This is a genomic window from Bradyrhizobium sp. USDA 223, from assembly GCF_044909005.1.
Taxonomy (GTDB): Bacteria; Pseudomonadota; Alphaproteobacteria; order Rhizobiales; family Xanthobacteraceae; genus Bradyrhizobium; species Bradyrhizobium yuanmingense.
The window spans coordinates 2,699,838-2,709,010 of record NZ_JBIYDR010000001.1 but is presented as its reverse complement, the minus strand read 5'-3'; the positions used below and the strand labels follow the sequence as shown (position 1 = coordinate 2,709,010).

The 9,173-nt window shown below is 62.5% G+C and carries 11 protein-coding genes and 1 tRNA gene; 6 read left to right on the top strand and 6 right to left on the bottom strand.

Annotated features, from left to right (window positions below; genetic code table 11):
* Positions 1-39 precede the first annotated feature (39 nt).
* Together ABIA40_RS12465 and ABIA40_RS12460 are read right to left on the bottom strand one after the other, a co-directional pair.
* Positions 40-282 carry a hypothetical protein gene (locus ABIA40_RS12465; protein ID WP_198399898.1) on the bottom strand — a complete coding sequence of 81 codons (243 nt, stop codon included), beginning with the start codon at positions 280-282 and terminating at the stop codon, positions 40-42.
* A gap of 97 nt (positions 283-379) precedes the next feature.
* A complete protein-coding gene (locus tag ABIA40_RS12460; protein ID WP_271546587.1) occupies positions 380-1,006 on the bottom strand; it encodes a PilZ domain-containing protein in 627 nt (208 codons plus the stop codon).
* Positions 1,007-1,287: 281 nt separating this feature from the next.
* Between ABIA40_RS12460 and ABIA40_RS12455 the strand changes: the two genes are divergently transcribed.
* Positions 1,288-1,668 (top strand): hypothetical protein, encoded by a 381-nt coding sequence (locus tag ABIA40_RS12455; RefSeq protein ID WP_404541266.1) that lies wholly within the window; start codon positions 1,288-1,290, stop codon positions 1,666-1,668.
* A 2,078-nt stretch (positions 1,669-3,746) separates the two neighbouring features.
* Here the strand turns inward: ABIA40_RS12455 and ABIA40_RS12450 are convergent.
* A tRNA-Glu gene (locus ABIA40_RS12450) sits at positions 3,747-3,821 on the bottom strand.
* A gap of 224 nt (positions 3,822-4,045) precedes the next feature.
* Here ABIA40_RS12450 and ABIA40_RS12445 point away from each other — a divergent pair.
* Genes ABIA40_RS12445 through ABIA40_RS12435 form a run of 3 tightly spaced genes read left to right on the top strand, consistent with a single transcriptional unit; the run spans position 4,046 to position 4,772 of the window.
* Positions 4,046-4,300, top strand: a complete 255-nt coding sequence (locus ABIA40_RS12445) for a PilZ domain-containing protein (protein ID WP_197952920.1) — start codon at positions 4,046-4,048, stop codon at positions 4,298-4,300.
* Between the two features lie 50 nt (positions 4,301-4,350).
* Positions 4,351-4,599 (top strand): hypothetical protein, encoded by a 249-nt coding sequence (locus ABIA40_RS12440; RefSeq protein WP_271547261.1) that lies wholly within the window; start codon positions 4,351-4,353, stop codon positions 4,597-4,599.
* Between the two features lie 5 nt (positions 4,600-4,604).
* Positions 4,605-4,772, top strand: coding sequence for a hypothetical protein (locus ABIA40_RS12435; RefSeq protein WP_036022969.1), 168 nt, complete (start codon positions 4,605-4,607; stop codon positions 4,770-4,772).
* Between the two features lie 128 nt (positions 4,773-4,900).
* Here ABIA40_RS12435 and ABIA40_RS12430 read toward each other — a convergent pair whose 3' ends face one another.
* The 3 genes from ABIA40_RS12430 to ABIA40_RS12420 form a co-directional block, all read right to left on the bottom strand.
* On the bottom strand, positions 4,901-5,539 hold the full coding sequence (locus ABIA40_RS12430; protein ID WP_404541263.1) for a glutathione S-transferase family protein: 639 nt from the start codon (positions 5,537-5,539) through the stop codon (positions 4,901-4,903).
* Between the two features lie 368 nt (positions 5,540-5,907).
* Positions 5,908-6,360: a VOC family protein gene (locus ABIA40_RS12425; RefSeq protein ID WP_404541261.1), complete on the bottom strand. Its 453-nt coding sequence runs from the start codon at positions 6,358-6,360 to the stop codon at positions 5,908-5,910.
* 232 nt (positions 6,361-6,592) lie between these two features.
* A complete protein-coding gene (locus tag ABIA40_RS12420; protein WP_404541259.1) occupies positions 6,593-6,994 on the bottom strand; it encodes a hypothetical protein in 402 nt (133 codons plus the stop codon).
* A gap of 151 nt (positions 6,995-7,145) precedes the next feature.
* Here ABIA40_RS12420 and ABIA40_RS12415 point away from each other — a divergent pair, with 151 nt between their 5' ends.
* The gene (locus ABIA40_RS12415; protein WP_404541257.1) at positions 7,146-7,649 is read left to right on the top strand and encodes a transposase; all 504 of its coding nucleotides are present in this window, start codon (positions 7,146-7,148) and stop codon (positions 7,647-7,649) included.
* Complete coding sequence (locus ABIA40_RS12410; RefSeq protein WP_404541255.1) at positions 7,543-8,400, top strand: IS3 family transposase; 858 nt, start codon at positions 7,543-7,545, stop codon at positions 8,398-8,400. Before ABIA40_RS12415 ends, ABIA40_RS12410 begins: the two co-directional genes overlap by 107 nt.
* Positions 8,401-9,173 lie beyond the last annotated feature (773 nt).

Sequence of the window (9,173 nt, the reverse complement as noted above, 5' to 3'; positions counted from 1 at the left end):
GAGGCCCTCGCCTGGATGCAGCGCCAGCGCCTTCCGAGCTCAGTGCGTGGTGATCGCGGGCGGCGCGTCGGGTGCGACGTCGAAGGCGCCGAGATGGAATTCCTCGCCGGCGAACTCGTTTGACTCGGAACTCTGTGCCAGCAGCGTGAACGCGGCCTGCGGGTATCGCTTCCAGATCTCCAGATCGCCGGCGGTGATGGTGAGCCAGCCGAACGTGTACATGTAGCGTCCGGGCTCGGTGACCCGGCCGACCCTGTCCCAGGTGATCTTGTCGACTGCCATTCGGTCCCCCGATCGCAAGTCTGCAAAATGACGTCCGGCCCGAGGCCCAGACCTGCAAAAGCTGATCCGGCATTGGGGCCGCTATAGGGCGGCGAATTCAGGCCGACTTCAGCAAGGGCGCGCGGACGATCAGGCGGACGAGGTCGTCCCGGTCCAGCTTTTCGGCGAATTTGACCGCAAAGCCGTGCTCGAACTTGCGGATCACCCGCCCGACACAGGCGCCGACCGCAAGCGGGGTTCCGACCACCGGATCATACTCGGAGGACACCGCGACGCCGGCCGTCGAGACGTCGATGATGAAGCATGGGTGACTGCTGCCGTCGGCGAGGGTCAGCACGGTGTGCGAGACCTGCGGAACGAAACGCGCGTCACGCCGCAGCTCCCGAACGCTGGCATCCTTCTGCTTCTTCTCGAGCCAGGTCAGCTTTTCCGACATCCAGGCGCGCCGCGCCCGCGTCATCTCGAGCTCCATCAGGAAGCCCGCCTTCAGCGTCGCGCTGATGGTGCCCTGGAATTCGCCGAAATCCTCGAAGTAGGAGGTCAAGCGCTCGCCGACCTTGCCGACCACGGGCACATCCACGATCATCCGGAACGGCGAGACGCGCTTGGTCCGGCAGGCGAAGCTGCGGAGCTTGCCCTCGCAATCATACCAGCGCGGCAGCGAGTAGCTGCCGCTGACCGTAACATCTACTGCTCGCTGCCTCAGGAAGTCTGCGACGGACATGAGCGCTGACCGGGGGTTCGGGTGATTGCCGTAGTTCCACGGTAGCGAACAAATTCTAAGCAAGTGATACCGCTGCCCAAGAGCTGGGGTGAATTTTCGGTAAACGACGCTGGGCGATGATGTCCCGGAATTCGCGGCATAAGGTCCTTGGCAACTGCCAGCGATCGCATGGGCCTACCGCGATCCGAAGAACGCCAAGAGCAAAGCCAGTGCGCCGATCGCCGCCGTAAGCTTGACCGCCATCCAGATCCACCCGCCCGGAGCGAGTTCAAAGCCGAACCATGGGCGGAGCGACGCATCACCTGGACTGCGACGGATTCGGCGAGGGTGAGCGCGACAGCGATGCCGGCGAGCAAGGACCAGGAGTCGGCCGGGGGCAGCCATGGTGCGAGCCAGGCGGGGACCGAGGCTCTGACGGAGGCGAGCAGCGCGAACCATCCGAACCAGAATACAAAGCCCTTGATGATGTCTGGGCCGATTGTCCCTGGCTCGAAGCGGATGCCGATGTGGCCGAGCGCGCTTTCGATGCGCTCGCCATCGGTCAGGAAGAGAAAGGCACCGAGGTAGAGCGGAACGCGCGATTGGAAGAGCAGGGCGATGACACCGAACAGGACGATGTGGCCGATGGCGTCGCCGAGAATCTCCGCGCCGGCTTTGCCTGACCGCTCGGGCGCGGGCGTCGTCAACGTCGCTTGGCGGTCCGGAAGCGATCGGACTCGGGCCATGTGATCGAGCATCTTGGCAAGCCGGTCCGGCGCGTGCTGGTGCGGGTGGCGCAGCCATGTGGGAAGCGCCGGCATCGGGGATGCGTCTGCGATGTCGTCATTGTGCTGCGGCATGGGCCTCGACCGTTTCGACCTGACATTGGTCGGAGACGAGGGGCGAGGAGGTTCATGCTGCCACGGCGGCTTTGCGCCTCTGGCGCTCCCTAGCGGAATCGAACCGCTCTCTCCACCGTGAAAGAGATGAGAATAGGTCCATGGCCGTCCACCTCCGTAACAATAGACATCGACAAGGCACAAACGAAGCTCAGGAAGATCCGCGGGCAGTTGACACGCGACCAAGAGAACTGGGCCGCCCGGGTTGATCTACTCACGGCAGCGGCCAAGAGGTTGAGCGCTGCGATCATTGCGGCCCGGTCGATGGAGGGCTGAGGCATGGCCAAGGCAAAGGAGAAGCCCATCACCCGCGCGGGCATCACGCGGCGTCGCAACGCCGCCAAGCGTCGCCGGCTACGTCTAAGGACGCCTCTGGGCCGGCTCGACGCAGACGGTGCGTCGTGAGCGCAGAACATCAACCGGCGCCTGTTGTGGCTCGCGATCGAATGGGGACTGGAGCGAGCTCCGAAGGTCGGTCCCGCGCCCAGCGCCGAGCTGTGCGACTACTGCCGGAAGCACGGGATCAACGTCGACTGGATGCTCGACGGCGATCTAAAGGGCCTCAAGAGGATGATCGACGAACGCCGAGGGCACCAGAGGGCTGAGCGAGGCCTTTGGCGAGGTATGCCCAGCTCACGCCTGAGCACCAGCTGATCGTGACGGCCGAGATCAACCGCATCCTGGCGAGCGCGACCAATGAAGCGCCATTGAGCAGGGCCCGCCGGTTCACGCTGGCGGGCCGTTCGTTTCGGGCATTTCCGCGTGGAACAACCGGCCATTTGCAATGGAACCGGAATTAACATATGATATTTTTATTACAGTTCAGATTATTTCAGTTCAGAGTTGTGTTCATTGAAGCAGATTGCACCCCAAGGGCTCTGTCGGCGCCCCGCTCTCGTCACGCCTGAAATGGTTGCACTCGCGATACTCGGGGGTCTGGCCCTGCTTGCTGTGCTTTGGGGGTGGTCGAGCCCACGAGTTGAGACGCCCCAGCACGTGGTCACCAAGCCCAATCCTCCTGATTGCTACTCAATCGCCAACAGGGTAGCCGCTGGCTGTTTCGAAAAAAATAAATGAGCGATGCCGGCGGCTTGCCTCGCGGCAACCGCAGGTTGCACAGGAGGCGCGACCGGCCGCGGCTGATGACGCACCGCCCCGGGCTCAGGCGGTAAGCACGAGGGCCCGCTGGTTTACGCTGGCGGGTCGTTATTTTTCCAGACTTCTGCCAAGCTGGCCTTATGATCTAGGGGATTCGGAGACATCTCGGTTAAGCGAGCATGGGCATGCAAGCGATGACGCGGGTGATATTGGTCGGCCTTCCTAGCCTACTTGTCTCTGCTTGTGTGAGCTCTAATCAAGTCACTTCCGGTCCGACAGCCCGATCGGGGGCACCATGGGCGCGAGATCTCAATGAACCGCCCCCTCGACGACAGGCGGCTGATGCAGCGATCTCAGGCATAAAGGCGGACCTGAATGCTGCGCGCGAAAGAGCTTCGCACTAGGGCTTGGCCCCCGGGCTGCGCCCACAACGTCCGCCGGCCGGCGCGCTTTCCATTACTCAGATTGTAAATGCTTTATTTCGCTACCGCTCGTTCTGTGCCAGCATCGCGGCGCAATAGACCGGCCGATCGAATAGCAGGAAGGTGGAGCCGCTTTAGACGTCGCGCGCTTGGCTGTCTGGTGCTCCGGATTCAGCAGGCCCAGAGTACCGCTAGAGCGGCCATGGCTCCGACCATCGCTAGGGCGAGCTTGTCGAGCTTCGTGAAAGCGGTGCGGCGATCGAGCCCACGTCCATGGGTGTTCGCACGGGTTTATTGGCCACACGTTGGACACGGCGGCAGAGTGGATCTTTAAGTGTTTGGTGGCGCTCCCTAGCGGAATCGAACCGCTCTCTCCACCGTGAAAGGGTGGCGTCCTAACCGATAGACGAAGGGAGCAAACGCAGGGCCCTGCCGATTGTCCCGGCACGGCCGCTGGCCGGCCGAACAGGGCCCGGCCGCTTGCAGCGGGCGAACGTATAGTGGCCTTTGCGCTCCCGGGCAAGCCGTTCGGGAACGGTCTTTCGGGCCCGGTGGATAGCCCGGGGCGCGGGATCATTCGGAGGCGATTTCAACGGTTTGTTAGCGTTCCCTGCGTAGCGCTGGACGGGGAGATTTTGCCGATGCCACCGCCGAAGAAGCGCGCAGCCCGCAAGCTGCTGTCGCAGCATGCCTGGATCACGCTGGACGGCGGCTTTGCCGCGCGGCACTGCCTGGTCCAGGACATCTCGGATTCGGGCGCCAAGATCACCCTGGACGAGGACGCGAGCCAGCTTCCCGGCGTGATCCGGATGGCCTTTGCACGCGATGCGCGCACCGGGCGGAGCTGCCAAGTGGTCTGGCGCCGCGGCAAGTCGGCCGGCGTCAGGTTCCTCTGATCGCGGACGGTTCGATGGCGCGCGGGACCGGTCCAGGCTACAAGGCGGCGATGCGCACGCCGCTCCTCATCCTGCTCTCGCTGCTGGCCCCGTCCGCGACCGCGGCCGAGAGCCTGCGCCTGCCGCCTGCCGAGCCACCGCAGGCCGGCAAGGCGCTGCCGCTACACGGCAGCACGGCCGGCAAGGCGCGGGCAGGCGCCTGTGCCGCCTATGGCGCTGGCTTCGTGATGGCCGAGGGCACCGGGACCTGCGTCAAGCTCGGTGGCTCGACCAGCCTCGACACCAACATCCGGCGCTGAAGCCTATGCCCGCGGATCTGGTGCGGCTCGACATCATCGTCCCCGTGCTGATGTATTGCGCGCTGCTGTGGTGGGTCGGCCGCGGCCTCAGCTGGACCGCACGGCTCGCCACGGCTGCGGTGACTCTGGTGCTGATCGTCGTCGTGCTGCTGGTCGAGCGCGGCTGGCGCTAAAGCCTCAAACAATACCGCGAAAACAACCCCATGCACAGTAGCCGTCAAGCGTGGCCGTGACGCCGCGGGGCGCGCGCCCGAACGCGGATTCCCCGCGCGATCGCCGCAGCTTAAGGCGCGCGAGGGGCTCACGACATCGGCGGTGCGACGAATTGCGCAAATCCCGGCCGTTTGCCGAGCTCGGCGAGCCAACGGGTGAGGTGCGGCTGGGCCGGCCGGCTGATGCCCTCGACCCCGAGCCAGCGCCGCGCATAGGATCCGATCGCGATGTCGGCGAGCGTGAACGCATCGCCCTCGATGAAGCGGCGCGTGGCGAGCAGGCGGTCGGCGATGGCCCAGACCTCGGCGGCGGCATCGGCATCGCGCTGCACCTGGATCATGTCGCGCTCGGCGGGCGCGGTGCGCACGATGCCCCAGAATACCGGGCGGTCGACTGGCTGCACCGTCGACAGCGTCCAGTCGAGCCAGCGGTCGACCGAGGCGCGCTGCTTCGGCGCCTCGGGATAGATCGGCGTGCCGCGGCCATGCGCAAGGCAGAGATAGCGCATGATCGAGTTGGACTCCCACAGCACGAAGTCGCCCTCGACCAGCGTCGGGATCCGCGCGTTGGGATTCATCGCCAGATAATCGGCCTCGCGGGTCTTGCCGTATTGCATGCCGGCATCGATGCGCTCGTAGGCCAGGCCAAGCTCGGTGCAGCACCACAGCACCTTCTGCACGTTGACCGAATTGGCCCGGCCCCAGATCGTCGGCTTGGTATCGGCCATGAAGCGTCTCCCCGCGGCATTGTTCGGTGTCGTAGCCTGGATGGAGCGAAGCGCAATCCAGGGCTGACAGTCCCGGATTACGCTTGCGCTCCATCCGGGCTACAGCTGCGGGTGATAGCGGAATTCGGCGCGCGGAGCGATGCGCGATTGCATCGCGCCCGTCATGCAAAAAGCTCCGCACGCGGCGGAGCTTTCCTTGCAAAGTTCAAGCTTTTCGCTCAGCGGCCGAAGAACAGCCACAACAGAATGATCACCGGGATAGGCACGCCAATCATCCAAAGCAACAGCCCTCTCGCCATCGCATCCTCCTCCAAATCGGTTTCGTGAAAGGAGAACGTCCGGCGAGGGGCCTGGTTCCTGCCTGTGGCTTACCAATGGCCGGTGTTCGGCATCGAGACCCACGGCTCCTGCGGCGGCTTCGGATCGCCCTTCTGCAGCAGCTCGATCGAGTGCAGGTCCGGCGAGCGGACGAACGCCATGTTGCCGTCGCGCGGCGGACGGTTGATGGTGACGCCCGCCTTCATCAGCTTCTCGCAGGTGGCGTAGATGTCGTCGACCTCATAGGCGAGATGGCCGAAGAAGCGGTCCTCGCCATAGGTCTCCTCATCCCAATTGTAAGTGAGCTCGACCAGCGGCGCCCCGCGCGTCGGCGGCTGTTTCTTCAGCGCCTCGAGATCGTCCGCCGAGCACAGGAACACCAGCGTGAACCGCCCCTTGTCGTTCTCGATCCGCCGCACCTCCTTCAAGCCCAGCGCATCCTGGTAGAACTTCAGCGCGACATCGAGATTGCGCACGCGCAGCATGGTGTGGAGGTATCGCATGGTTGTTGCTCCCTGGGTGGCGGAGGGTTTTTGGGCCGGGACGGCGGGGTAGGAAATAGCAGGAAATGGGGAGGAGGGGCAGGGGGCGGGGGCAATGTGCGTGAGGGGAGGCGGTAGTGAAGTAGATCGACAAAGTGGACGGAAGCCGCAGGTCGGCGGCGACGAATAAATTCAGTGCGCTGTCAACATGACACGGTCTCCAGGTAGAATTCTCCGCTTGGAGCGTCGAATACTAGGCGATATTTGGAAAGCATATCTCGCCCAAGTAGCATCGCGAGGCCAGTATGAGATTGGCCAAGCCAACCTCGATTGGATAGGCTTTATCAAGTCCTTCGATCTGGACTAGAGCGCCATAAACGCTTCCGATACCTGGCTCAGCCTGATTTTGAGATGGCACGTTTCTCAGGGGCGCCTGGCTGCCTGCTAACGTCCTTCCTATCATCGTCGTGTTTGACCCCGTGTCGATCAGAGCGTCGACGCGCTTCATCAGTTTGACAGTATCCAAAATTTCTTTCGGCGTGCTTTGATAGGTAATCCCGACGTGTATGTTGACGGCGACGACCGGGAGAACTTCGATGAAGTCGTCGGTTGCCTTCCCGTCGTGGTCAACGAATCTGATCGCAATGCGTGCCATCGACCACCTACATCAAAACTGAATTACGGTGACAGTGCATCTGCGCGTGAGGGCCGAGCGAGTGAGTGCTTGCGAATAAAATAAGTGCACTGGACTGCACCCCTGAAGTGAGACACGATAATTACAGTGACAGGCATTTCGAGGATGACCTGTGGCAGGACGAGGAAAGAAGCGTCAGTTTCCGACGGCTTACAAAATCAAGGCGATCAAGAGGGTCGAGCGGGGAGAAGGCGTGCTCCCCGTGGCTCGCGAACTTGGAATCTCCCGCAAGAGTCTGCATGACTGGGTCAAGGCCTGGAAGGCCCATGGACCGGACGGGTTGAACCGTAAGCCCGGGCCCAAGCCGGGGCCCCGCAAGCTCAAACCGCTTCCAACGTACGACGACAAAGTTCCGCGCTTGCGCTCGCAAATGCCCGCATTGCTGAACTCGAGCGGCTGGTGGGCCGCCAGCAAATGGACCTCGATTTTTTTCGGAACGCCTTGCGCGCATTGGAGCGGCCTGCAGCGCAAGGCAAACCAGCATCCGCATCATCGAAGTCATCCAAGCCATGACATCGGAGAGAACCGACGCCAACACCGACGTACAGCGCCTGTGCCGCCTCGCGGGCTTGCCGCGCGCGACCTACTACCGGCATCTCAACAGGCACAGTCGTGAGGCGGCCGAGTGCGAGCTGCGCGACCAGCTCCATCGCATTTGCCTCAAGCATCCTTTCTACGGCTATCGGCGGGTGGCAGCGTCCCTCAGACGCCAAGGCATGGTCGTAAATGCCAAGAAAGTCCTGAGGCTTATGCGCGAGGACAACCTGCTCGCGCAACGCAAGACGCCGTTCCTGAAGCCGCCTGTGCAGCGGCCGATGGGCGTCCTCGTCGTCCCTAATCTGGTGCGCGGCCTGGTGCCGTCCGCACCCGACCAAATCTGGGTCGCGGACATTACCTATGTCCACCTCGCCAAGACCTTCGCCTATCTCGCCGTCATACTGGATGCATTCTCGCGCAAGGCCGTCGGCTGGGCCTTTGAAGACACGCTCGATGCCTCACTCGCCATCGCGGCATTGGAGAAGGCCCTCGACGCTCGAAAACCGAAGCCCGGCAGCCTGATCCATCACTCCGATCGCGGCGTGCAATACGCCTCCATTGCATACCGTCAGCAGCTCGCCGATCGCGACATCACCATCAGCATGAGCAGGCCGGGCAACCCCTTCGACAACGCCAAGGCCGAAAGCTTCATGAAAACGCTCAAGGCCGAGGAGGTCAACGGCAAGGCCTTTTTCGATCTCAACGACGCCCGTCGCCGCATCAACAGCTTCATCGCGGAGGTCTACAACAAGGAGCGCCTGCACTCGGCGCTCGGATACCAGTCGCCCCTTGAGTTCGAAACCGCCTTCGCGCAAAACAATGCGCGGTAACGCATCGTGACAACCCGCTGTCACTCTAATTATCGTGTCTCACTTCAGGGGTGCAGTCCAGCACACTTAACTCCGGTGGCTAGCATGGTGAGTTGAGTGCACTGTCACCGTAATTCCGTAATTCAAGTACGGTCGTTGGTTGGGTGCTGTGCTTTACATCTTCACGTTACGCTCGGCCAAACCGTCGCAGTCCGCGTGGAAGTCGCTGATCTGGGCGGCCGGCACGATGGCCGTGGCACTCATCACAACTAAGACGGACCTGCTGACCTGGCCGAAGTTGCTGGTGCCTTGGTGGCCGCCATAGCTTTGAGAAGAGATCGCGAAGTGGAGACCACCTCTCAAGCCGGCAGAAATAATGAGCGATTCCAACTACAAAGGCGAGGGGCGGAACGCCGAGTTTCGCCCCTTGTCGTTTGCGATAATCAATGCCCATCTTTGCGCTATAATAGTTGCTGAAAGGCTGAAGAAGTTAACGCGATTCAAACTAGCCTGGTTTTGAAGGGGTGTTCGAGTTTCGGGATATTAACCATTCTGCCTTAGGCTGTTTGGCAAACATTCGAACCCCTCATCGTGAGGACAGGGATATGGCGGACGTGAAACTGCCCCAACGGGCGGGCGATAAAGCTCGGCCTGAATCTGAGCTTAGCCAAATCCTGGCGAGGGCGCCGGAGCTGATCGCCGTCGCTGGGCCTCGCTACGGCACCTTCCTTATCTTCACGGCGATCATGAAGACCAGGGGACCGTGGGGCATGGCCGTCGGGTCCCTTGCCGTA

Coding starts and splice junctions, on each gene's coding strand:
- ABIA40_RS12460 (WP_271546587.1), bottom strand. CDS start 1,006: ATGTCCGTCGCAGACTTCCTGAGGCAGCGAGCAGTAGATGTTACGGTC.
- ABIA40_RS12425 (WP_404541261.1), bottom strand. CDS start 6,360: ATGCGATACCTCCACACCATGCTGCGCGTGCGCAATCTCGATGTCGCG.
- ABIA40_RS12435 (WP_036022969.1), top strand. CDS start 4,605: ATGCCCGCGGATCTGGTGCGGCTCGACATCATCGTCCCCGTGCTGATG.
- ABIA40_RS12410 (WP_404541255.1), top strand. CDS start 7,543: ATGACATCGGAGAGAACCGACGCCAACACCGACGTACAGCGCCTGTGC.
- ABIA40_RS12440 (WP_271547261.1), top strand. CDS start 4,351: ATGCGCACGCCGCTCCTCATCCTGCTCTCGCTGCTGGCCCCGTCCGCG.
- ABIA40_RS12420 (WP_404541259.1), bottom strand. CDS start 6,994: ATGGCACGCATTGCGATCAGATTCGTTGACCACGACGGGAAGGCAACC.
- ABIA40_RS12465 (WP_198399898.1), bottom strand. CDS start 282: ATGGCAGTCGACAAGATCACCTGGGACAGGGTCGGCCGGGTCACCGAG.
- ABIA40_RS12455 (WP_404541266.1), top strand. CDS start 1,288: ATGGGCGGAGCGACGCATCACCTGGACTGCGACGGATTCGGCGAGGGT.
- ABIA40_RS12430 (WP_404541263.1), bottom strand. CDS start 5,539: ATGGCCGATACCAAGCCGACGATCTGGGGCCGGGCCAATTCGGTCAAC.
- ABIA40_RS12445 (WP_197952920.1), top strand. CDS start 4,046: ATGCCACCGCCGAAGAAGCGCGCAGCCCGCAAGCTGCTGTCGCAGCAT.